The organism is Streptomyces avicenniae, assembly GCF_000719135.1.
Taxonomy (GTDB): Bacteria; Actinomycetota; Actinomycetes; order Streptomycetales; family Streptomycetaceae; genus Streptomyces; species Streptomyces avicenniae.
Window position 1 is genome coordinate 144,699 of record NZ_JOEK01000012.1, and the last position, 22,777, is coordinate 167,475.

Genomic DNA, 22,777 nt, shown 5'->3' on the forward strand with positions numbered 1-22,777 from the left:
CCTGGTGTGGCGTACGCGCGACGGGGCGGACCGGCGCCTAGGGTTACCGGCCATGGCATCGTCTCGGCAGCGGCAGGCGGAGGAGACCGGAGATATGGGCGACCCCGGACCACGGGTGCCGTTCGCCTTCCGGCAGGCGGTCGCGGACCTGACCGCGGCCAGGCCACGCGCGGAGGTGCGCCTGTCCCCCCTGCCGCCGCCACGGCGGCTCGCACCGTACGCCCACGCGCTCGGCGCGGCCGTCGGCGTGGACGGTGAGGAACTGGCCGACGGCCGCTTCGTCCTGCTGCACGACCCGGCGGGCGACGAGACCTGGCGCGGCGACTTCCGCGTCGTCACGCTGGCGCGCGCCGACCTCGACCCGGAGCTGGCCACCGACCCGCTGGTGCCCGAGGTCGCCTGGACCTGGCTGACCGAGGCGCTCGACGCGCGCGGGCTCGCCCGCCGCGAGGCGGGCGGTACCGTGACCCGGGCCGACTCGCAGTACTTCGGCGCCATGGCGGAGCGCCCCTCCCGCGCCGAGCTGGAGCTGCGGGCCTCCTGGACCCCGGCGGACGGCGCCGAGGCCGCCGGCCACCTGCTGGCCTGGTGCGCGCTGCTCGCGCAGTGCGCGGGCCTGCCGCCCGAGACGAGCGGCACGGCCGTCACGGCGCTGCCGCGCCGCAGGGGACCGCGCCCGGCCTGACGCGGCGCGGGACGGCGGGGGCGTCAGTACCGGACGGCATATCACCGGTTCGTGATCTTTCTCTAAAGGCCCAGGAACTTCCTGCCGAAGGAGTAGTGACCCTTCCATCCGGAACGCCCCGACTCCTCCCCGGGAGTCGGATTCGGTCCGCCCCCACCCCACCCCTCCGGGAGGCCCGGTGTCTGTTCTCCTTGAGCACCCCACAAGCCTGGTCGCCTACCGCCCGAACAAGCCGACCGCCATGGTCGTCGTGGCCGACCCCCGAGTCCGTTCCACCGTGACCCGCCATCTGTGGGCCCTCGGAGTACGGGACGTCATCGAGGCGTCGTCCATCGCGGAGGCCCGCCCCCGAGTCGCGAACCCACGGGACATCTGCGTCGCCGACGTGCACCTGCCCGACGGCTCCGGCCTCACCCTGCTGTCCGAGACCCGCGCGGCGGGCTGGCCGAACGGCCTCGCCCTCTCCGCCGCCGACGACATCGGCGCCGTGCGCAGCGCCCTCGCCGGTGGCGTCAAGGGCTACGTCGTCACCGGTACCCGCAACAACCTCGGTCCCCCCACCCGGCACGGCGCGGCGCACATCGGCGCGGCGGCCAGGGGGATGCACCGGCGCCAGCCAGGCGCCCCCGCCCACCAGGGCGGCTACCGCGAGCTCTCCGGCCGTGAGGTCGAGGTGCTGCGGCTGGTCGCCGAGGGGCAGTCCAACAAGGCGATCGGCGTCTCCATGGGCCTGTCGGCCCTGACCGTCAAGAGCCACCTCGCCCGCATCGCCCGCAAGCTGGGCACCGGTGACCGCGCGGGCATGGTCGCCGTGGCCCTGCGCACCGGCATCATCCACTGAGACGACGCCCCGCCGCCCGGTCCCGGCGCACGACCGCCGGACCCCGTCCCGTCACCCCTCCTCCCACCGGGAACCTCCGACCCCCGGCCCGCCGTATCGACGCGGAGCACAGCCACAGGTGCCCGCCCCCGCACTGCCGGGGGCGGGCACCTGTGGTGCGGAGAGACGTTGTGCACCGTGCGCACAGAGTTAGTCTTGACTGGTGACCGACGCCCAGCAGACCGCCGACGTGACCACAGGAACGAGTGAACCCGAGCCGTCGGGACCGGCCCCGGTCCCCTTGCTGGCCCCTCGGGAAGGCGTGCCGCCGGTCGTCGCGGACGACGAGACGTTCGCCGAGGTCGTGGCCGCGTTCGCGGCGGGGAGCGGTCCGGTCGCCGTGGACGCGGAGCGGGCCTCCGGCTACCGGTACGGGCAGCGCGCGTACCTCGTGCAGCTGCGCCGCGCAGGCGCGGGCACGGCGATGATCGACCCGGTGGCCTGCCCCGACCTCACCCCGCTGGGGGACGCGCTGGCGGGCACCGAGTGGGTGCTGCACGCGGCGACGCAGGACCTCCCCTGTCTGCGGGACATAGGCATGGTGCCGACCCGCCTCTTCGACACGGAGCTGGCCGGACGGCTCGCCGGATTCGCCCGCGTCGGCCTCGGGGTCATGGTGGAGACGGTCCTCGGCTACAGCCTGGAGAAGGGCCACTCGGCCGTGGACTGGTCGAGCCGCCCGCTGCCCGACCCGTGGCTGCGCTACGCGGCCCTGGACGTCGAACTGCTCGTGGACCTGCGGGACGCCCTGGAGGAGGAGCTGCGCCAGCAGGGCAAGCTGGACTGGGCGCTTGAGGAGTTCGCCGCCATCGCCGCCGCTCCCCCGCCCGCGCCGCGCAAGGACCCGTGGCGGCGTACGTCGGGGGTGCACAAGGTGCGCAGGCGCAGACAGCTCGCCGTCGTGCGGGAGCTGTGGACGGCGCGTGACCAGGTGGCGCAGCGGCGCGACCTGTCGCCGGGCAAGGTGCTCTCGGACGCGGCCATCGTCGCCGCCGCGCAGGCGATGCCCGCCGACACCCGGGCCCTCGCCGCGCTGCACGGCTTCGGGCACCGCATGGGGCGCAGGCAGCTCCAGCAGTGGCAGGAGGCCATCGACCAGGTGCGCGAGCTGCCCGAGGCGGAGCTGCCGCAGCCGGGCCAGCAGGTCACCGGCCCGCCGCCGCCCCGCGCGTGGGCGGAGAAGGACCCCGTGGCCGCCGCCCGGCTGGCGGCGGCGCGCGCGGCCGTCACGGCGCACGCGGAGGAGCTGCGGCTGCCGCAGGAGAACCTGGTCTCGCCCGACGTGGTGCGGCGCCTGTGCTGGGAGCCCCCGGCGGAGCGGAGTTCCGAGGCGGTCACGACGGCCCTGCGGGCCCTGGGCGCGCGCGAGTGGCAGATCGAGCAGACCGCGCCCCTGCTGGCGAAGGCCATCGCCTCCGCGGACTGAGCGGGGCGGCCCGCGCGGGCACACGCGCGAGCCGGACCCCTCCGTGCCTGGCGCTCGTCGGTTACCGGCGAGTAGCATGGCGGCGGAAGGATCGGTCCGGCCTGAGGAGTGCCATCGTGCCGCGTAACGTCAGGGACGTCGTCTTCGTGGACGGCGTCCGTACCCCCTTCGGCAAGGCGGGGCCCAAGGGCATCTACCACGAGACCCGCGCCGACGACCTGGTCATCAAGTGCATCCGGGAACTGCTGCGCCGTAATCCGCAGCTGCCGCCCGAGCGCGTGGACGACGTGGCCGTGGCCGCGACCACGCAGATCGGCGACCAGGGCCTCACCCTCGGGCGTACCGCCGCGATCCTCGCCGGGCTGCCCAGCAGCGTCCCGGGGTACTCCATCGACCGTATGTGCGCCGGTGCGCTGACCGCCGTGACGACGAGCGCGGCCTCGCTCGCCTTCGGCGCGGGCGACATCGCGATCGCGGGCGGCGTCGAGCACATGGGCCGTCACCCGATGGGCGAGGGCGTTGACCCGAACCCGCGGTTCGTCTCCGAGAAGCTGGTGGACGACTCGGCGCTGTTCATGGGCATGACGGCCGAGAACCTGCACGACCGCTTCCCGCACCTCGACCGGGCGCGGGCGGACGAGTTCGCGGTCCGCAGCCAGGAGAAGGCCGCCAAGGCGTACGCCGACGGGAAGATCCAGGCGGACCTGGTGCCCGTGGCCGTGCGGCGTACGTCGCCCGACGCCGGGGAGACCGGCTGGGGGCTCGCCACGGCCGACGAGCCGATGCGCCCGGGGACGACGCGGGAGGGCCTGGCGGGGCTGAAGACGCCGTTCCGCCCGCACGGCCGCGTCACGGCGGGCAACGCGGCAGGGCTCAACGACGGCGCGACCGCGTCCGTCATCGCCGCCGAGGAGGTCGCGCGCGAGCTGGGCCTGCCGGTGAAGATGCGGCTCGTGTCCTACGCGTTCGCCGGGGTCGAGCCCGAGGTGATGGGCTACGGCCCGGTGCCCGCCACGAGGAAGGCGCTCGCGCGGGCGGGCCTCGGCATCGAGGACATCGGCCTGTTCGAGATCAACGAGGCGTTCGCCGTGCAGGTCCTCGCGTTCCTCGACCACTACGGCATCGCGGACGACGACGCGCGGGTCAACCGGTACGGCGGCGCGATCGCGTTCGGCCATCCGCTGGCCTCCTCGGGCGTGCGGCTGATGACGCAGCTCGCGCGGCAGTTCGAGGACCAGCCCGAGGTCAGGTACGGCCTCACCACCATGTGCGTCGGCTTCGGCATGGGCGCGACCGTCATCTGGGAGAACCCGCAGTGGGGGAACCGGTGACGCACGGGGTAGCCGCAGAGCCAGGACGAGTGAACGGAGGACGCCCGTGAGCGGGGTCGCTGAGGTGTTGCGGGGCGCGGCGGAGCGGTTCCCCGGTGAAGTGGTCACGCAGGCGCACGTCCGGCATCTCGACCTGCCGGACGGCGGCGGCAGGTTCGCGCTGATCACGCTGGACAACGGCTTCGACCACACGAAGCCGACGACGTTCGGCCCCCGGTCGCTGGCCGGTCTCGACGCGGCGCTCGACCAGGTCGCGGCCGAGGCCGCCGCCGGGGAGATCGTCGGCGTCGGGCTGACGGGCAAGCCGTTCGTCTTCGCGGTCGGCGCCGACCTGAAGGGCGTCGGCGTGCTCGGCGAGCGCGCCGAGGCGGTCGCCATCGGCACGGCGGGGCACGAGGTGTTCCGCCGGTTCGGCGCGCTGGGCGTGCCGTCCTTCACGTACTACAACGGCGCGGCGCTCGGCGGCGGCGTCGAGGTCGGGCTGCACTGCACCTACCGCACGGTCTCGGCGGCGGCCGGGGCGCTGGCGCTGCCCGAGGTGTTCCTGGGGCTGCTGCCGGGCTGGGGCGGCTGCACGCTGCTGCCGAACCTGATCGGCGCCGACCGGGCCGTCACGGTGATCGTGGAGAACGCGCTGGCGCAGAACCGCACGCTCAGCGGCGCCGCGTTCCACGAACTCGGCATCGCCGACGCGCTGTTCGAGGGTGCCGACTTCCTGGAGCAGTCGCTCGCCTGGACGTCGGCCGTGCTGCGCGGCGAACTCGTCGTCGGCCGCCCCGAGGTGGACCGCGGCGCGGCGTGGGACGCGGCGCTGGCGCGCGGCCGGGCGATCGCCGACGGCAGGGTGCACGGCGCGGCGCCCGCCGCGTACCGGGCGCTCGACCTCATCGCGCTGGCGCGCGGCGGCGACCTGGACGCGGGCTTCGCGGCCGAGACCGAGGGGCTGGCCGACCTCATCATGGGCGACGAGCTGCGCAGCAGCCTGTACGCCTTCGACCTGGTGCAGCGCCGCGCCAAGCGGCCGGTGGGCGCGCCGGACAAGTCCCTGGCGCGGCCGGTGACGAAGGTCGGCGTCGTGGGCGCCGGGCTGATGGCCTCGCAGCTCGCGCTGCTGTTCGCGCGCAGGCTGGAGGTGCCGGTGGTGCTCACCGACATCGACCAGGCGCGGATCGACAAGGGCGTGGCCTGGGTGCACGGCGAGATCGACGCGCTGCGGGCCAAGGGCAGGCTGTCGGGCGACAAGGCGAACCGGCTGAAGGCCGCCGTCACGGGTGAGCTGGACCGCGCGGCGGCGTTCGCGGACGCCGACTTCGTCATCGAGGCCGTCTTCGAGGAACTGGGACTCAAGCAGCGGATCTTCGCCGAGCTGGAGGCCGTCGTCCCCGAGCACGCGGTGCTGGCGACCAACACGTCGTCCCTGTCCGTGACGGCGATGGCGGCCGGGCTGAAGCACCCGGAGCGGGTCGTGGGCTTCCACTTCTTCAACCCCGTGGCCGTGCTGCCGCTGCTGGAGATCGTGCGGGCCGAGCGGACGGACGACGGGGCGCTGGCGACGGCGTTCGGCGTCGCGAAGAAGCTGCGGAAGTCGGCCGTGCTCGTGAAGGACGCGCCCGCGTTCGTCGTCAACCGCGTCCTGACGCGGTTCATGGGCGAGGTGCTGGGGGCGATCGACGAGGGGACGCCCGCCGACGTCGCCGACCGCGCGCTCGCGCCGCTCGGCCTGCCCATGTCGCCGATCCAGCTGCTCGACCTGGTGGGGCCCGCCGTGGCGCACCACGTGGCCGGGACGCTGCACGAGGCGTACCCGGGGCGGTTCGCGGTCTCGCCGAACCTGGCGCGCGTCGTCGCCGCGGGGAAGCGGACGCTGTACCTGCCGGGCGGCGGTGAGCCGCGCCTCGACCCGGAGGTGGCGGCGCTGTTCGAGACCGGCTCGGCCGCGCTGACGGAGGAGCAGGTGCGGACGCGTGCGCTGGACGCGATCGCGGAGGAGATCGGCCTGATGCTGGAGGAGGGCGTGGTCGCCGAGGCGCAGGACATCGACCTGTGCCTGATCACCGGCGCGGGCTGGCCGTTCCACCTGGGCGGGATCACGCCCTACTTGGACCGGGCGGGTGTGTCGGAGCGGGTGCTCGGGCGGCGGCTGCTGCCGCGCGGCGTGGCGAGCGTCCCGGCCGCCTGACGCGGCGCGTACCACCGGGCGGCGCCCGGTCCGTCCTCGGGGCGGGCCGGGCGCCGCCGTGTGGCGGCGGGCCGCCGGAGAAAGTGCGGCGGCGGGCGATGAGTTCCGGCGGCGGCCGGGGTCGTACAGGGTGTGGGGTCGCGCTGGGCGGCCCGGAGCACCGCAGAGAGGACGACCCTCGTGTCCACCAAGATCTTCGTGAACCTGCCCGTGAAGGACCTGACGCGTTCCAGGCGGTTCTTCACCGACCTGGGGTACGCGTTCAACCCCCAGTTCTCCGACGACAACGCGGGCTGTCTCGTGATCAGCGACGACATCTTCGTGATGCTGCTCACGGAGCCGTTCTTCAAGAACTTCACCCGCAGGTCCCTCGCGGACACGGCCACCACCGTCGAGTCGATCGTCACGCTGAGCGCGGACAGCCGCGCGGCGGTGGACGAGCTGGCCGACCGGGCGCTGGCGTCAGGCGGCTCCGCGGCGATGGACCCGTTCGAGGAGGGCCCGATGTACGGCCGCAGCTTCCTGGACCCGGACGGGCACCACTGGGAGGTCATGTACATGGACCCGGCCGCCGTGCAGGGGGCCTGACGGCGGCCGGGGTCGCGGCGTGCGTCAGGCGCCGGTCGTCGCGTCCACCGAGCCGGTGAGGCGGGCGACCAGGCCGGTGACCTGGCGGGCGATGTCGGGCCCGGTGAGGCCGACCTCGGCGAGCACCTGCTCGCGGCTGCCGTGGCCGAGGAACCGCTCGGGGACGCCGAAGTCGCGCAGCGGCACGTCCACGTCGGCGTCGCGCAGGGCCTGTGCGACGGCCGAACCGACGCCGCCCGCGCGGCTGTTGTCCTCGACCGTGACGACGACCCGGTGCTCGGCCGCGAGGCCGGGCAGCGCCGGGTCCACGGGCTTGACCCACCGGGGATCGACCACGGTGGTGGTGATGCCCTGGCTGTGCAGCAGCTCGGCCGCTTCGAGGCAGGCGGGCGCGAGGGCGCCCACGGACACCATGAGCACGTCGGGGCGTTCGTCGCCGGAGTCCGCCCGGCGCAGGACGTCCATGCCGCCGACCGTGCCGACCGCCGCGACGGGCGCGCCGACCTTGCCGCGCGAGTAGCGCACGACGGTGGGGGCGTCCTTCACCTCGACGGCCTCGCGCAGTTGCAGGCGCAGCTGCTCGGCGTCGCGCGGGGCGGCCAGCCGCAGGCCGGGCACGCACTGGAGGATCGACATGTCCCACACGCCGTGGTGCGAGGCACCGTCGGGGCCCGTGATGCCCGCGCGGTCCAGGACGAAGGTGACGCCGCAGCGGTGCAGGGCGACGTCCATGAGCAGCTGGTCGAAGGCGCGGTTGAGGAACGTCGCGTAGACCGCGAACACCGGGTGGAGGCCGCCGGAGGCGAGCCCTGCGGCGGAGACGGCGGCGTGCTGTTCCGCGATGCCGACGTCGTAGACCCGCTCGGGGAACTCCTCGGCGAACTTCGCGAGGCCCACCGGCCGGAGCATCGCCGCGGTGACGGCGACCACGTCGGGGCGTTCGCGGCCGACGCGGACGATCTCGTCGCCGAAGACGGAGGTCCAGTCGGCGCCCGCGACCGAGACCGGCAGGCCGGTGTCGGGGTGGATGACGCCGACGGCGTGGAACTGGTCGGCCTCGTCGTCGCGGGCGGGCTGGTAGCCGCGGCCCTTCTCCGTCAGGCAGTGGACGATGACGGGCCCGCCGAAGCGCTTGGCGCGCTGGAGGGCCGCCTCAAGCGCCTGGATGTCGTGGCCGTCGATCGGGCCGACGTACTTGATGCCGAGGTCCTCGAAGAGCCCCTGCGGCGCGATGACGTCCTTCAGGCCCTTCTTGGCGCCGTGCAGCGTGCCGTAGAGCGGGCGGCCGACGACCGGGGTCTTCTCCAGCATCTGCCGGCCCCTGGCGAGGAAGCGCTCGTACCCGGCGGTGGTGCGCAGCGTCGCGAGGTGGGTGGCGAGGCCGCCGATGGTGGGGCCGTAGGAGCGCTCGTTGTCGTTGACGACGATCACGAGCGGGCGGTCCTTGGCGGCGGCGATGTTGTTCAGCGCCTCCCAGGCCATGCCGCCGGTGAGGGCGCCGTCGCCGGTGACGGCCACGACCTGGCGGTCCTCGCGGCGCAGCTGGTACGCCTTGGCGAGGCCGTCGGCCCAGCCGAGGACCGTGGAGGCGTGGCTGTTCTCGATGGTGTCGTGCTCGGACTCGGCGCGGGACGGGTAGCCGGAGAGGCCGCCGCGGGCGCGGAGGGCGGAGAAGTCCTGGCGCCCGGTGAGCAGCTTGTGGACGTACGACTGGTGGCCCGTGTCCCACAGGATGCGGTCGGACGGCGAGTCGAACACGCGGTGCAGGGCGATGGTGAGTTCCACGACGCCGAGGTTGGGGCCGAGATGGCCTCCCGTCCTGGCGACCGCGTCGATGAGGAAGGAGCGGATCTCCCCGGCGAGCTCCACCAGTTGCTCAGGGGTGAGCCGGTCGAGATCGCGCGGTCCCGAGATACCGGTCAGCAGGGGCACCGTTCCTCCTTGCGTCGGGCTGTTAGGACGGCCGTCCGTCGAGTTTAGTGTGACCGGCCTTCCACCGCGGCGTGAGGATCGCGGATACGTCCTCGGACGGAACGACCCGGGCCACCGTGCGGTGCCCGGGTCGCTCTCTGCCCGTTTTCTACCGGGTCATGTGCGGCTGGTGCCGCATCATGTTCGTCCTGCGGACCGTTGGGTCTGCCGGGAGACGGAGTCGAGGACGACGGCGAGCAGCAGGACCGCGCCGGTGATCATGTACTGGATCTCGCTCGACATGCCCATCAGGTTCAGGCCCGTGGTGATGGACTGGATCACCAGCGTGCCCAGCAGCGCCGACCAGATCCAGCCGCGTCCGCCGAACAGGCTCGTGCCGCCGATGACGGCGGCGGCGATCACGTTCATCAGGAGGTTGCCGGAGCCGAGGCTCTTGGACGCGCCACCCGCCTGGGCGGCGTAGAAGAGGCCGCCCAGGGCCGCGAGGGCGCCGCCGATGACGAAGACCGTCAGCCGGACGCGGTCCACGTTGATACCGGCGCGGCGCGCGGCCTCGGCGTTGCCGCCGACCGCGAAGATCTGCCGCCCGTAGGTGGTGCGCCTGACCATGAAGTCGGCGAGCAGCAGGACCACGAGGAAGATGACGAGCGCCAGGGGCAGGCCGCGGTGCTGGTTCAGCGTGTACGCCGTGATGAACGCCGCCGCGGCGACGAGGGCGCCGCGCAGGGCGATCTCGCTGGTCGGGCGGGTGGGCAGCCCGGCGGCCTGGCGGCGGCGCTCCTGCCGCCACAGCGCGAACACGTAGCCGCCGGTGACGACGGCGGCCAGGACGTAGGCGGCGGCGATGTCGCTGAAGTAGAAGCTGTTCAGGTCCCGTACGAAGCTGTCGCGCGGGATGTTGATCGTGCCCTCGTCGCCCATGACCCAGATCTGGACGCCGCTCCAGCCGAGGAATCCGGCGAGGGTGACGACGAAGGCGGGCACGCCGACTTTCGCGAAGAAGAAGCCGTGGACGGAGCCGACGACGGCGCCCGCGCCGATGGCGAGCACGATGGCGACGAGGTCGTTGACGCCGTTGCTGACCGACAGGACGGCCCACAGGGCGGCGGACAGACCGGCCATGGAGCCCACCGACAGGTCGATCTCGCCCAGCAGCAGCACGAGCACGATGCCGACGGCCATGATGCCGGGGCCCGCGATGTACACCGAGATGTTGGTGAGGTTGCGCGGCGTGAGGAACGAGCCGGTCTGCGCCTCGAACACGATCGCGATGACGATCATGCCGATGATGACGGGCAGGGAGCCCAGTTCGCCGCCGCGCAGGCGGCGCCTGAAGTCCTCGACGTAGCCGGCCAGACCGCGTTCGCGGACCAGGAGCCGCGGGTCGGGTGCGAGGTCCTTACTCATGGCTGTCCGAGCCGTCCTTCCGGGTCCGCCGGCGGGTCACCGCGTTGTCCGTGGCGCCGGTGATGGCGGCGATGATGTCCTCGCCGGTGGTGGTGGCCACGTCGAAGACGCCGTTGTTGCGGCCGAGGCGCAGGACGGCCACCTCGTCGGCGACCGCGCGCACGTCGGCGATGCTGTGGCTGATGAGCACGACGGCGAGGCCCTGCTCGCGCAGCCGTTCGACGAGGTCGAGGACCTGCGCGGTCTGCTCGACGCCGAGCGCGGCGGTGGGCTCGTCGAGGATGACGACCTCGGGGGAGCCGACCAGGGCGCGCGCGATGGCGACGACCTGGCGCTGACCGCCGGAGAGCGAGGCGATGGGGATGCGCACGCTGGGGATGCGGATGGAGAGGCTGTCGAGCAGCTCGCGGGAGCGCTTCTCCATCGTGACCTGGTCGAGGACGCCCCAGCGGCGGACCTCGCGGCCGAGGAAGAGGTTGGCGACGACGTCGAGGTTGTCGCACAGCGACAGGTCCTGGTAGACGGTCGCGATGCCCAGGTCCTGCGCGTCGGCCGGGCGGGCGACGCGGACGTCCTTGCCCTTCCAGCTGATGGTGCCGGAGTCGATCGCGTGGACCCCGGCGATGGTCTTGATGAGGGTGGATTTACCCGCTCCGTTGTCGCCCACGAGGGCGGTCACGCGGCCGGGGCGTATCTCCAGATCGACGTCGGTGAGCGCCTGGACGGCGCCGAACCGCTTGGAGACGCCGCGCAGAGCCAGAACGGGTGCGGCGGTGGCGGTCATGGCAGGAGTCAGCTCCTTGGGGGGTGGCCCTCTCCCGGGAGGGCGCGGGTGCAGGACGCGGGTCCGGGGCACGGTCCGCCGCGCCGGGCGGGGGCGGCGGACCGTGACCGGGTGCGTGGGGCGGCTCAGCTGATGCCGGCCGCCGCGCAGGCGTCCGCGTACTCGGCGGTGCAGATGTCCTCGACGGTGTAGAAGCCGTCGGCGACCACGGTGTCCAGGATGTTGTCCACGGTCACGGCGACCGGGTCGAACAGGCGGGAGGGGATGCCGCTGTCGGTCGGGCTGTCGGCGCTGTCGGGAGCCAGGTCCGCGATGTCCTCGCCGCGCAGCAGCGCGACGGCGATCTCGGCGGTGGTCTCCGCCTCCTGCTGGAGGGCCTTGTAGATCGTGAAGGACTGCTGACCGGCGACGATGCGCTGCAGGCCCGCCAGCTCGGCGTCCTGGCCACCGACCGGGACGTCGGTGATACCGGCCGACTCCAGGGCGGTGATGACGGCGGCGGCCATGCCGTCGTTGCCGACGTAGACGGCGTCGAAGCCGTCGTCACCGAGGGCCTCGATGGCGTCGGTCATGTCCTGGCCGGCGTCGGGGGCCTGCCAGCCGTCCACGTCCTGCTCGAAGACGACGTTGGCCGACTGGTCGATGACCGAGTGCGCGCCTTCCTTGAACATGGCGGCGTTCGGGTCGGTCGGGGAGCCGTTGATCATGACGACGTTGGCGCCCTCGGCGTCGGGGCCGAGCGCGTCCAGGAGCGTCTGGCCCTGGAGCTCGCCGACGCGGACGTTGTCGTAGGAGACGTAGGCGTCGATCGGGCCCTCGGCGAGGCGGTCGTAGGCGACGACGGGGACGCCCTCGGCCGCGGCCTCCTCCACCCAGGCGCTGGTGGAGGTGGACTCCACCGCGTCGAGGATGATCACGTCCACGCCCTGCGTGAGCATGGCGTCGAACTGCTGCTTCTGCGTGTTGACGTCCTCGCCCGCGTTGGAGTACTGGACGTCACACCCCTCACACAGCTCGGCGATCTTGTCCTCGATGTACGGCCGGTCGAACGCCTCGTACCGGGTGGTGCGGTCCTCGGGCAGGAGCAGACCTATGGTCCCGCTCTCGCTGCCGCCGCCGCCTTCGCCGCCTCCGTCACCGCTGTTGTCGTCGCCGCCGGCCTCGCCACAGGCGGCGAGCGCGACGGTCATGACAACGGACGTGGCCCCGATAGCGGCAAATCTCATGTAACGACGCATGGTTGGCTTCGCCTCCCTCTCGGGCCGCTACTTTGCGGCCGTGGGTCGGCGATGAGCTAACTCCTGGGTAACCCTTGCCGTCAAGACTTAAAGCAAGTGTCAACCGAACCGAGACTTTTGCGCTCAGGTGTCGCAGCCGTTTCGATCATGGCTTCACGGGGTAAAAGGCGGCCCCGAGGCCGTGGATACCCGGCGGTTCCCGGGGAATTCTGTTTACTTACCTTCTCTTTACTTCTTGTTGACGGGTCCGACCGGTCGGACCGGCGGGCCGCCCCTGGCCACGCCCCGCGCGGGGCGGATCTCAGTCGGCCGGGCCCAGCAGCAGGCCGTCGCCCATCTCCCGCAGGACGAGGGCCAGCGCCCCCAGGACCTCCGCCCGGCCGCCGAGCGCCCCGGTGACCAGCGAGAGCCCGCCGCCCGCGCTGGGGATCGCGTACCGCCCGACCGCGTCCCTGATCGGGCCGAGCGCGATCTCCCCCGCCTCGGCCAGGTCGCCGCCGAGGACGACGCGGCTCGGGTTGAGCAGGTTGCACAGCTGCGCGACGCCGGTGCCGATGTGGCGGCCGATGTCGGCGATCACCCGGCGGCAGCCGGGGTCGCCCTCCCTGGCGAGCTGCACGACGCGGTGCATCGTGAGGTCCGTGCCGTGGCTGTTGTGCAGCAGCGGCAGGACGTGCCGGGCGGCGGTGAACGTCTCCAGGCAGCCGCGGTTGCCGCAGCGGCAGACCGGGCCCGACTCGTCCAGCGTGATGTGACCGATCTCTCCCGCCGTGCCGCCAGGACCCCGGTAGATCTGCCCGTTGATCACCAGACCGGCGCCGACACCGCTGGCGACCTTGATGTAGGCCAGGTCACGCGAGCCGCGCCCGCTGCCCCAGACCAGCTCGCCGAGGGCGCCGAGGTTCGCGTCGTTGTCCACGTGCACGGTGACGCCGGTGCGCGCCTCCAGCTCCTCGCGCGGGCTGATCCCGCGCCACCCCGGCAGGATGGCGGTCGAGCCGAGCGCCCCCGTGTCCAGGTCGATGGGGCCTGGGACCCCCAGGCCTATGCCGATGATCTTGCGGCGGTCCACCCCTGCCATGGTCAGCAGCCGTCCGACCAGCTTCTCGGCCCGGTCGAAGCCCTCGTCGGCCGAGGCGTCCACGTCGAACGGCTCGGCCTCCTCGGCGAGCACCTGGTGCGCCAGGTTCCCCACCGCGACCCGCAGGTGCGAGTGGCCGAAGTCCACCCCCACGACAATCCCGGCGTCCGTGGACAGCGAGACGCTGCGGGCGCGACGGCCGCTGGCCGAGGTCGTCCGAACGTCCACCGTGCCGAGGTCCTTCAACTCCCGAACGATGTTCGAGACGGTGGCGGCGGACAGTCCGGTGGTCCTGGCGATGTCCGCCTGGGTCAGCGAACCGGCGGCCCGGACCGCGCGTACGACACGTTCCAGGTTGGCCCGGTGCAGCGAGGACTGCGACCCAGGAGTCTCCACGGCTCACTCCACTTCCGTTTGCCTGGCGGGCACATCTGTGGACCCACCGGCCGCCCCGAGCATGGGTGGCGGGAGACGGCGCCGCGCCCACTATATGAACTCAGGGCCCGGTATGGGGGAACGGAAGGGAAACCGGTTTCCCCCGGGCACGACGCCCTCGCGCCGCGCCCGGAGGCGCCCGGCCGGGGGCCGTCCTCCGGATCGTGTGGGGCCGGACCGCGTCGTCGGCCACGGTCGTCCGCGCGCGAGGGGACGACGCGGCGCGGCGCCGTGGCCGACGGCGCGGTCCGGGGAAGATCCGGACGACGGGCCCTACCGGACCGCGCCCGCCGTGAGACCGGTCTGGACCTGCCGCTGGAAGGCGACGTAGACCGCGAGCACCGGGAGCATCGCCATGGACACGCCCGCGTACAGGGCGCCCCAGTCCCCTTCGTACCCCTGCTGCACCATGAGGGCCGCCAGCCCCTGGGGCAGCACCGCGTCGTCGGGGTCGCCCACGTTGAGGACACGTGGCAGGACGAACTGGTTCCACTGGCCGAGGAAGTTGAAGATCCCCACGCTGATCAGGGCGGGGCGCGCCATCGGCATCATGATCTGGAAGAACGTCCGCGTGTGCGAGGCGCCGTCGAGCGTCGCGGCCTCCTGCACCGCGCCGGGGAGCGTACGGAAGAAGGAGACGAGGAAGAAGACGGTGAACGGCAGGGAGTAGGCGATGTAGACGAGGATCAGGCCCTGACGTGTGTTCAGAAGTCCAAAGTTGTCCAGGACGAAGAAGAGGGGCACGATCGCGAGGAAGACGGGGAACATCATGCCGCCGGTGAACAGCAGATGGACGGTCCGGTTGCCCGGGAAGGTGAAACGGGCCAGGACGTAGGCGGCCATCGACCCGAGCAGCATCGTCCCGGTCAGTGAACCGCACAGCACGATCGCCGAGTTGAGCGTGTACCGGCCGATGTCGGCGGACGTCCAGGCGTTCGAGAAGTTGTCCCAGGCGAGATCGGTGGGCAGGCCGAACGGGTCGGAGACCAGGTCGGTGTGCGGCCGGAAGCTGGAGACGACGACCCACAGCACGGGTCCGGCCGCGAGCACGGCCCACAGCACCAGGAACGAGTGGGCGAAGACGTTCAGCACGCCGCCGCCCGTGTCGGCGCGCCTCTCGGCGGCCTCGCCGGAGCGGGTGTTGCTCATCGCGTGGTTCTCCTCAGAACTCGATGCGGTCCCGTCGGCCCACGCGCATCATCAGGGCCGAGAAGACGAGGGTGATGAGGAAGAGGGCGACGCCGATCGCCGTGGCGTACCCGGCCTGCCCGTCGCGGAACGCCTTGTCGTAGAGGTAGCTGGGGATCACGTCCATCCCGTGTTCCGGCACCATGACGCTGACCAGGGCGAAGGCGTCGAGCGCCTGGATGCCCATGTAGATCCAGCCGGTCCTGACGGTGTCCCAGGTCAGCGGGAAGGTGATGCGGAAGAACGTGACGCGCCGCCCGGCGCCGTCCAGCAGCGCCGCCTCGTACACCTCCGTCGGGATGGAACTCATCGCCGCGGAGAACAGCACGACGTAGAACCCGACGAACGACCAGCACAGGACCGCCAGGACGCACCAGCGGGCGACGTCGCCGCCGAGCCAGTCCTCGCGCTGCCAGGAGTCCAGCCCGACGGCGCCGAGACCCTCGTTCAGAATTCCGCTGCGGGGGCTGTAGATACGGGTCCAGATCACCGCGATGATCGCGAGGGAGAGGACCTGCGGAAAGAAATAGACGATCTTGTACATCCCGGATCCTGTCACCCCGGAGATCGCCTGGTCCCGGCGTTTCCTGCCGCCCGCGCTGAGCATGAAGGCGAAGAAAAGGCCGAGGCCGAGCGTGATCAGCGGGGCGGCCACGAGCAGCAGCACGCTGTTGCGCGCGGCGTCCCAGAACGCGTCGTCGTTCCAGAGGCGTTCGTAGTTCTCGAAACCGGTGAAGGTGTAACTGCTGCTGAATCCGGTCCAGTCCGTCATCGAGTAGAAGAACGCCTGCACGAAAGGCGAGATGACGAAGAGCAGGTAGACCAGCAGCGGGAGGGAGAGGAACCACGCGACGAACCGGTACTGGTCCAGCCGCCGGTAGCGGCGGTCGTACCTGACCCGGCGGGGGGTCCAGCGGGGCGGGGTGAACAGCGCCGCGACGAACAGCAGCCGCAGGACCGGCGAGGGCCGGTCCGGCGTCTCGGTGTGCACGGGTGGCGGGCCCCCCTGCGCCGGGACCGTGCCCGGCGCCGCCCGTTCCGCACTCGTTACGCCTTCCATGCCGCCCCTCAGCGCGTGAACTTCTGGATGGAGTCGTCCTGTGCGGCGGCGTCGGCGGCGCGCTGGCAGCGGGTGATCGCCTCGTCGGGCTCGATCTCACCGGCCATCATCTCGGCGATGGCGCCGCCGATCTCCTCGTTGTTGAGCTGCCGGTACCAGTCGGGCATGCGGGGGATCAGGATGTTGTCGCCCGCGGCTTCGAGGACCTCGCCCGCGCTGGTGAGGCCGGGCGGCAGTTCGAGGCCGTCCGCCGAGCCGCGCACGCAGGCGAGGGAGGAGACCAGCTCGGTGAAGTTCCTGGCGGACTCACGGCCGAGCATGATGCGCAGGAACTCCAGGCCGCCCGCCGTGTTGTCCGCCTGGGCGGGCACGAGGAACGGCTCGCTGCCCGAGGCCCACAGCGCGCCGAACGGCAGCGCGTCGGACGAGTCCAGGCCGGTCGGCGCGCCGACGGCCATGTCGAAGTCGGGCGGGGTGTTGGCGCGCGCCTCGTTCTCGACCCAGGAGCCGTTCGGGATGAACAGGGCGCGGTACTGGTTCCACTCGTCCTGGGACTCCTCGTGCGTCATCCCCGGGCTTCCCTGGAGGACGTAACCGCGCGCCGTCAGCTCGTGGTACGCCTCGAAGGCGGCGCGGACGGCGTCGTGGCGCCAGGCGTTCGGCTCCAGGTTGTCGATGGCCTGGAGGACCTCGGGGCCGCCGATCTTGCCGATGAAGGGGTAGAGCGTGAAGTTGAAGTAGTAGGGATAGACACCGGCGTACGTCCAGCCGGCCATGCCCTCGCGGCGCGCGGCCTCGCAGACGGCGAGCATCTCGTCCCAGGTCTGCGGGTATTCGGCGCCGATGCGGTCGAGGGCGGTGCGGGAGTACCACTGGCCGTAGACCGTGAAGGCGTAGTTGAGCTGGTACATCTCCTGGCCGCCGAACTGGCCCATCTCGATCGTGCCCGGCATCAGGGTGTCGCGGACGGTGACGGAGGGGTCGTCCAGCGAGGGGGCGTCGAGGAGTTCGGTCAGGTCGTACGCCTGCTCGTTGCGGATGAGGGCGGCGATGTCCATCGCCTGGGCGCCGGAGTTGTTGATGACGTCGGGCGGGTCGCCCTGCACCATGCGCGGCTGGAGCCGGCTCTGGATCTCCTGCGTCTTGTCGTGGGTGACGGAGCCGTGGGCGGCGGAGTAGAGGGCCTCTGCGTCGAGGGCGTACTGGTCGCCGAACCCGCCGTCGAAGATGACGACTTCCAGCTCGGCGTCGGTCACGCCGAAGGGGTTGTTCTCGGTGACCTCGCCGCGTTCCGCGTTCGAGTCGTCGTCACCGCCGCCGCTGGCGCAGGCGGAAAGGGCGCTTACCGCCGGAATCGTGAACAGACCCGCAGCGGCGGATCTCCTGATCAGTGTCCTGCGCGGGAGGTACGGACCGGAATTCATGTTCGAGTCCTCGCCTTCGTGGGGCCGCGCGGGAAAGACCCGCCCGGATTCCCGACAGGTATAGTCCACTTGCCGCGGGCGGGGAAGATCGCCGACCCCCGAGGACGGGATACTTTCCCGAGTTGAGATCTCCGGGACACACGGAACGGGCCGCCCGCATCGTCAAATGCGGGCGGCCCGTGCGTTTGGGACGTGAAGGCGCTTTCGCCACATGCGCATTATCGAATCACACCCGTCACTTGCGAATCAGCGAAAGGCGTATGTACGTCAACGCGTTCCGGCCGCAGGGCGGTGAGGAGGAGTCAGTGTTTCGCGTCCGTGATCCTGTCGGATGCGCGCTCACCGGCCATGTGGCGCGACGCCGCGAAGCCCTCCTGCTTGTCCAGTTCTCCGCCCTGGTGTCGCGGATCGTGGCGACGAGGTCGCGCCCCCTGGCGGCCACCGCGGCTACGGACGCTCCACGGTCTCCTCGTCGTCAAGCCACTCCAGGCTGCCGCTGTCGCTGCTGAGCCCGGCCGCGACGGCGGTGGCCGTCTCCCGCCAGGAGGTCAGCTCCGCGATCGCGTGGTGCGGCCGATCGGTGGAGAACGACGCGCGTGCCGCATCGACGAGGTCCCGCGCGCAGGACTCCCGGTCGGCAGGCGACAGCGCGAGCGTCCAAGGGAAGGCGTGGGACATCCGCTCGGCGAGCGAGCCGCGGTCGTCCAGGGTGACGGTGAGGAGCTGCGCGGCGAAGTCCAGCACGTCGGCACGGCCCTCGGCCTCGCGCAACGACATCGGGACCAGAGCCTCGCCGTCGCGCCGGGTCGGCGTCACAGGGTGGTCCTCGGCCTCGGCGGAGTGCTTGCTCAGGTCGGAGGAGCGCCAGGTCGCCATGGGGATGCCTGCTCTTCGGAGGTCCGATGGAGGCCGCTGCTCGACCTCCGGATGGGGGATGCCGGGGCTCCTCGTCATCGCAGGCTGCGCGCCTTCCGCCCGTCGCGCGCGCGAGCGCCCTGCTCCCGCGCGTGAGGTGCGGGGGCAGGGCGCTCGTCCATGTCAGGTCAGGAAGCGGCGAGTTGGCGCAGCACGTACTGCATGATGCCGCCGTTGCGGTAGTAGTCCGCCTCGCCAGGGGTGTCGATGCGCACCACGGCGTCGAACGTGACCCCGGTGTCGGTGGAGACGCGCACGGTCTCCGGGACGCCGCCGTCGTTCAGCGCGGTGATGCCGGAGATCTCGAACGTCTCCTCGCCGGTGAGGCCGAGCGCGTCGGCGCTCTGCCCGGCCGGGAACTGGAGGGGCAGGACGCCCATGCCGATCAGGTTCGAGCGGTGGATGCGCTCGTACGACTCGGCGACGACCGCGCGCACGCCCAGCAGCGCCGTGCCCTTGGCCGCCCAGTCGCGCGACGAGCCGGAGCCGTACTCCTTGCCCGCGAGGACGACCAGGGGGGTGCCCGCCTCCTGGTAGTTGCGCGAGGCGTCGTAGATGAAGGACACCTCGCCGTCCCGCGTGAAGTCCCGGGTGTAGCCGCCCTCGGTGCCGGGGGCGATCTGGTTGCGCAGCCGGATGTTGGCGAAGGTGCCGCGGATCATGACCTCGTGGTTGCCGCGGCGGGAACCGTACGAGTTGAAGTCGCGGCGCTCGACGCCGTGTTCGGTGAGGTACTTCCCGGCGGGGGTGTCGGCCTTGATGGCACCGGCCGGGGAGATGTGGTCGGTGGTCACCGAGTCGCCGAGCTTGGCGAGGACGCGGGCCCCGGCGATGTCGGTGACGGGCTCCGGGTCCGTGCCCATGCCCTCGAAGTACGGGGGCTTGCGGACGTAGGTGGACTCGGGGTCCCACTCGAAGGTGCTGCCGGTCGGGATGGACAGCGCGTTCCACTGGGCGTCGCCCGCGAAGACGTCGGCGTAGCTCTGGCCGAACATCTCCTGGCCGATGGCGGAGGCGACGACCTCCTCGACCTCGTGCTCGCTCGGCCAGATGTCCTTCAGGTAGACCGGCTCGCCGTCGGTGCCGGTGCCCAGCGGCTCGCTGGTGATGTCCACCGTCATGGAACCGGCGAGGGCGTAGGCGACGACGAGGGGCGGGGACGCCAGGTAGTTCATCTTGACGTCGGGGTTGATGCGGCCCTCGAAGTTGCGGTTGCCGGAGAGCACGGAGACGACGGCGAGGTCGTTCTCGTTGACGGCGGCGGACACCTCGTCGGGCAGCGGGCCCGAGTTGCCGATGCAGGTGGTGCAGCCGTACCCGACCAGGTTGAAGCCCAGCTTGTCGAGGTAGGGGGTGAGCCCGGCGCGGTCGTAGTAGTCCATGACGACCTTGGAGCCGGGCGCCAGGGTGGTCTTGACCCACGGCTTGCGGGTGAGGCCGCGCTCGACCGCCTTCTTGGCGAGCAGCGCGGCGCCGATCATGACCGAGGGGTTGGACGTGTTGGTGCAGGAGGTGATCGCGGCGACGGTGACCGCGCCGTGGTCGATCTGGTACGTGCTGCCGTCGGGGGCCGTGACGGTGACGGGGCGGCTGGCGACGCCGTTCGAGACGGCAGGGGAGTCGGACGCCGGGAACGACTCCTTGCCCGCCTCGTCCACGTCGGTGGTCGGCAGGTAGACGCGGACGTCCTCGCCGAACTTGCGCTTGGCGTCGGTGAGGGCGATGCGGTCCTGCGGGCGCTTCGGACCGGCGATCGACGGCACGATGGAGGCGAGGTCGAGCTCCAGGTACTCGGAGAACTCCGGCTCCACGGCCGGGTCGTGCCACAGCCCCTGCTCCTTGGTGTACGCCTCGACGAGCGCGAGCTGCTGGGCGTCGCGGCCGGTCAGGCGCAGATAGCTGATGGTCTCGGCGTCGATCGGGAAGATCGCGGCGGTCGAGCCGAACTCCGGCGACATGTTGCCGATGGTGGCGCGGTTCGCCAGCGGCACGGCGGCGACGCCCTCGCCGTAGAACTCGACGAACTTGCCGACGACGCCGTGCGCCCGCAGCATCTCGGTGATGGTCAGCACGAGGTCGGTGGCGGTGGTGCCGGTGGGCAGCTCGCCGGTGAGCTTGAAGCCGACGACGCGCGGGATCAGCATGGAGACGGGCTGGCCGAGCATGGCCGCCTCGGCCTCGATGCCGCCGACGCCCCAGCCGAGGACGCCGAGGCCGTTGACCATCGTGGTGTGCGAGTCGGTGCCGACCAGGGTGTCGGGGTACGCCTGCCCGTTCCTGACCATGACGGTGCGGGCGAGGTGCTCGATGTTCACCTGGTGGACGATGCCGGTGCCCGGCGGGACGACCTTGAACTCGTCGAACGCGCTCTGGCCCCAGCGCAGGAACTGGTAGCGCTCGCGGTTGCGGCCGTACTCCAGCTCCACGTTCTGCTGGAACGCGTCGGCGGTGCCGAAGCGGTCGGCGATGACGGAGTGGTCGATGACCAGCTCGGCGGGCGCCAGGGGGTTGACGCGGGCCGGGTCGCCGCCGAGTTCGCGGACGGCCTCGCGCATGGTGGCGAGGTCCACGACGCAGGGCACGCCGGTGAAGTCCTGCATGATCACGCGGGCGGGCGTGAACTGGATCTCCTGGCTCGGCAGCGCGCTCGCGTCCCACTCGCCCAGGGCGCGGATGTGATCCGCGGTGATGTTGGCCCCGTCCTCGGTGCGGAGCAGGTTCTCCAGCAGCACCTTCAGGCTGTACGGCAGGCGCCCCGAGCCCGGCACCTTGTCCAGCCGGTAGATCTCGTACGACTCGTCGCCCACCCGCAAGGTGTCACGTGCGTCGAAGCTGTTGGCCGACACGACTGTCTCCTTCACCACATGGATTCGCGCGTTACACGGCAATCCTGCCGTTCGCACCATGCGGTGGCTCGCTAAGGTGACCCTAACCAAGCTCCCGTACGGGCGGGGCGGCGGCCGTTTGCCGTCTCCAGATATCTCGATGTCGAGATAACACTAGTACATCCCCTGCCCGGGGCACGCCACCCCATGCCCTTGTCCGGCCACGGCGCCCCCGGGCGCGCGCCCGCGCCCGAAAGCGATTCCCCCGTTTCCTGGATATGGGATATCGTCCCGGATATGGGAGACGGAGATGAGATGGAGGCGCGGCTCGCGCGGCGGCTCGCCGAGCTGCGGACGGGGCGCGGCTGGTCGCTCGACGAGTTGGCGGGGCGCACCGGCGTCAGCCGCTCGACGCTGTCGCGGCTGGAGCGGGGCGAGCTGAGCCCGACGGCCGGTGTGCTCAACAAGCTGTGCGCCGCCTACGAGCACACGATGTCGCGGCTGCTCGCCGAGGTGGAGGCGCGGCCCGCGCACCTGGTGCGCGCGGCGGAGCAGTCCGTATGGCGGGACGACGCGTCCGGATTCGTGCGGCGCTCGGTGTCGCCGCCGTATCCAGGACTGCGCGGCGAGGTCGTGGAGGCCACGCTGCGGCCCGGCGCGGACATCGCGTACGACGGGCCGTCGGTCGCGGGGCTGGAACAGCACATCTGGGTGCTGGAGGGGAGGCTCGCCGTGTCCGTGCGCGACGGCGGGCGGGAGGAGACGTACGAGGCGGACGCCGGTGACTGTCTCCGCTTCCGCCTGTGGGGGCGGACGCGCTTCCGCTGCGCGGGGCAGGACGCCGTGCGGTACGCGCTGCTGGTGGTGCTGCCGTGACGGCGCGGATCGCCCGGCTGACGGCCCGGGACTTCGCGGGCGCCGTGCCCGCGCTCGCGGATCTCTTCGCGGAGGTCGTGGCGGACGGCGCGTCGCTCGGCTTCGTGGACCCGTTCGGCCGCGACGCGGCGGCGGCGTGGTGGAGCGAGCAGGGCGCCGCGCTCGTGGACGGCCGTCTCACGGTCTGGACGGCCGAGGTCGGCGGGCACGTCGTCGGCACGATCAGCCTCGCGCGGAATCCGAAGCCGAACGGACGGCACCGCGCGGAGATCGTCAAACTGATGGTGCGTCCGGACGCCAGGGGCCACGGGCTGGCCCGCGCCCTGCTGGCGGAGGCGGAGCGCGCGGCGGCCCTGGAGGGCTTCCGCCTGCTGCTGCTCGACACCGAGGCGGACAGCCCGGCGGAGCACCTCTACCTGAGCGCGGGATGGACGCGGTACGGCATCGTCCCCGCCTACGCGGCCGACCCGGCGGGCGCGCTGAAGGACTGCGCCTTCTTCTACCGGACGCTCGGCTGACCGCG

The 22,777-nt window shown here is 72.0% G+C and carries 18 protein-coding genes; 8 read left to right on the forward strand and 10 right to left on the reverse strand.

From position 1 onward, the window contains the following. Positions 1-52 precede the first annotated feature (52 nt). The 6 genes from IF27_RS20985 (at position 53) to IF27_RS21010 (ending at position 7,089) form a co-directional block, all read left to right on the forward strand. Positions 53-685, forward strand: coding sequence for a DUF3000 domain-containing protein (locus tag IF27_RS20985; RefSeq protein WP_420822035.1), 633 nt, complete (start codon positions 53-55; stop codon positions 683-685). A gap of 178 nt (positions 686-863) precedes the next feature. After that, positions 864-1,526, forward strand: a complete 663-nt coding sequence (locus IF27_RS20990; RefSeq protein ID WP_052851231.1) for a response regulator transcription factor — start codon at positions 864-866, stop codon at positions 1,524-1,526. A gap of 202 nt (positions 1,527-1,728) precedes the next feature. Beyond that, positions 1,729-2,991, forward strand: a complete 1,263-nt coding sequence (locus IF27_RS20995) for an HRDC domain-containing protein (protein WP_052851232.1) — start codon at positions 1,729-1,731, stop codon at positions 2,989-2,991. A 116-nt stretch (positions 2,992-3,107) separates the two neighbouring features. Then, entirely contained in the window at positions 3,108-4,322 is a 1,215-nt protein-coding gene (locus IF27_RS21000; RefSeq protein WP_052851233.1) for a thiolase family protein, read from the forward strand. A gap of 46 nt (positions 4,323-4,368) precedes the next feature. After that, on the forward strand, positions 4,369-6,501 hold the full coding sequence (locus tag IF27_RS21005) for a 3-hydroxyacyl-CoA dehydrogenase NAD-binding domain-containing protein (protein WP_052851234.1): 2,133 nt from the start codon (positions 4,369-4,371) through the stop codon (positions 6,499-6,501). A 180-nt stretch (positions 6,502-6,681) separates the two neighbouring features. Continuing rightward, positions 6,682-7,089, forward strand: a complete 408-nt coding sequence (locus IF27_RS21010; protein ID WP_052851235.1) for a VOC family protein — start codon at positions 6,682-6,684, stop codon at positions 7,087-7,089. Between the two features lie 24 nt (positions 7,090-7,113). Here the strand turns inward: IF27_RS21010 and dxs are convergent, their stop codons facing one another. From dxs to acnA, 10 genes are all read right to left on the reverse strand, one after another. Continuing rightward, positions 7,114-9,021 carry a 1-deoxy-D-xylulose-5-phosphate synthase gene (gene dxs / locus IF27_RS21015; protein WP_052851236.1) on the reverse strand — a complete coding sequence of 636 codons (1,908 nt, stop codon included), beginning with the start codon at positions 9,019-9,021 and terminating at the stop codon, positions 7,114-7,116. Positions 9,022-9,198: 177 nt separating this feature from the next. Further along, positions 9,199-10,428 (reverse strand): sugar ABC transporter permease, encoded by a 1,230-nt coding sequence (locus IF27_RS21020; RefSeq protein ID WP_052851237.1) that lies wholly within the window; start codon positions 10,426-10,428, stop codon positions 9,199-9,201. Further along, positions 10,421-11,212 carry an ATP-binding cassette domain-containing protein gene (locus tag IF27_RS21025; protein WP_052851238.1) on the reverse strand — a complete coding sequence of 264 codons (792 nt, stop codon included), beginning with the start codon at positions 11,210-11,212 and terminating at the stop codon, positions 10,421-10,423. The genes IF27_RS21020 and IF27_RS21025 overlap by 8 nt, the downstream gene beginning before the upstream one ends. A 125-nt stretch (positions 11,213-11,337) precedes the next feature. Then, positions 11,338-12,450, reverse strand: a complete 1,113-nt coding sequence (locus IF27_RS21030; RefSeq protein ID WP_052851239.1) for a sugar ABC transporter substrate-binding protein — start codon at positions 12,448-12,450, stop codon at positions 11,338-11,340. A 301-nt stretch (positions 12,451-12,751) separates the two neighbouring features. After that, on the reverse strand, positions 12,752-13,927 hold the full coding sequence (locus IF27_RS21035; RefSeq protein WP_052851240.1) for an ROK family transcriptional regulator: 1,176 nt from the start codon (positions 13,925-13,927) through the stop codon (positions 12,752-12,754). A 312-nt stretch (positions 13,928-14,239) separates the two neighbouring features. Continuing rightward, positions 14,240-15,115, reverse strand: a complete 876-nt coding sequence (locus IF27_RS21040) for a carbohydrate ABC transporter permease (protein WP_052851241.1) — start codon at positions 15,113-15,115, stop codon at positions 14,240-14,242. A 13-nt stretch (positions 15,116-15,128) separates the two neighbouring features. Beyond that, on the reverse strand, positions 15,129-16,145 hold the full coding sequence (locus tag IF27_RS21045) for a carbohydrate ABC transporter permease (protein WP_223291139.1): 1,017 nt from the start codon (positions 16,143-16,145) through the stop codon (positions 15,129-15,131). Positions 16,146-16,222: 77 nt separating this feature from the next. After that, complete coding sequence (ngcE, locus tag IF27_RS21050; protein ID WP_052851242.1) at positions 16,223-17,638, reverse strand: N-acetylglucosamine/diacetylchitobiose ABC transporter substrate-binding protein; 1,416 nt, start codon at positions 17,636-17,638, stop codon at positions 16,223-16,225. A 447-nt stretch (positions 17,639-18,085) separates the two neighbouring features. After that, positions 18,086-18,514 (reverse strand): hypothetical protein, encoded by a 429-nt coding sequence (locus IF27_RS21055; RefSeq protein WP_052851243.1) that lies wholly within the window; start codon positions 18,512-18,514, stop codon positions 18,086-18,088. Positions 18,515-18,681: 167 nt separating this feature from the next. Beyond that, positions 18,682-21,399 carry an aconitate hydratase AcnA gene (acnA, locus tag IF27_RS21060; protein WP_052851244.1) on the reverse strand — a complete coding sequence of 906 codons (2,718 nt, stop codon included), beginning with the start codon at positions 21,397-21,399 and terminating at the stop codon, positions 18,682-18,684. Positions 21,400-21,675: 276 nt separating this feature from the next. On the opposite strand from acnA, the gene IF27_RS21065 reads away from it, so the two are divergent. Beyond that, the gene (locus IF27_RS21065; protein WP_052851245.1) at positions 21,676-22,254 is read left to right on the forward strand and encodes a helix-turn-helix domain-containing protein; all 579 of its coding nucleotides are present in this window, start codon (positions 21,676-21,678) and stop codon (positions 22,252-22,254) included. Further along, the gene (locus IF27_RS21070; protein ID WP_052851246.1) at positions 22,251-22,772 is read left to right on the forward strand and encodes a GNAT family N-acetyltransferase; all 522 of its coding nucleotides are present in this window, start codon (positions 22,251-22,253) and stop codon (positions 22,770-22,772) included. The genes IF27_RS21065 and IF27_RS21070 overlap by 4 nt, the downstream gene beginning before the upstream one ends. Positions 22,773-22,777: the final 5 nt, after the last annotated feature.

Coding starts and splice junctions, on each gene's coding strand:
- ngcE (WP_052851242.1), bottom strand. CDS start 17,638: ATGAATTCCGGTCCGTACCTCCCGCGCAGGACACTGATCAGGAGATCC.
- IF27_RS21055 (WP_052851243.1), bottom strand. CDS start 18,514: ATGGCGACCTGGCGCTCCTCCGACCTGAGCAAGCACTCCGCCGAGGCC.
- IF27_RS21025 (WP_052851238.1), bottom strand. CDS start 11,212: ATGACCGCCACCGCCGCACCCGTTCTGGCTCTGCGCGGCGTCTCCAAG.
- IF27_RS21040 (WP_052851241.1), bottom strand. CDS start 15,115: ATGAGCAACACCCGCTCCGGCGAGGCCGCCGAGAGGCGCGCCGACACG.
- IF27_RS21030 (WP_052851239.1), bottom strand. CDS start 12,450: ATGCGTCGTTACATGAGATTTGCCGCTATCGGGGCCACGTCCGTTGTC.
- IF27_RS20985 (WP_420822035.1), top strand. CDS start 53: ATGGCATCGTCTCGGCAGCGGCAGGCGGAGGAGACCGGAGATATGGGC.
- IF27_RS21020 (WP_052851237.1), bottom strand. CDS start 10,428: ATGAGTAAGGACCTCGCACCCGACCCGCGGCTCCTGGTCCGCGAACGC.
- IF27_RS21065 (WP_052851245.1), top strand. CDS start 21,676: ATGGGAGACGGAGATGAGATGGAGGCGCGGCTCGCGCGGCGGCTCGCC.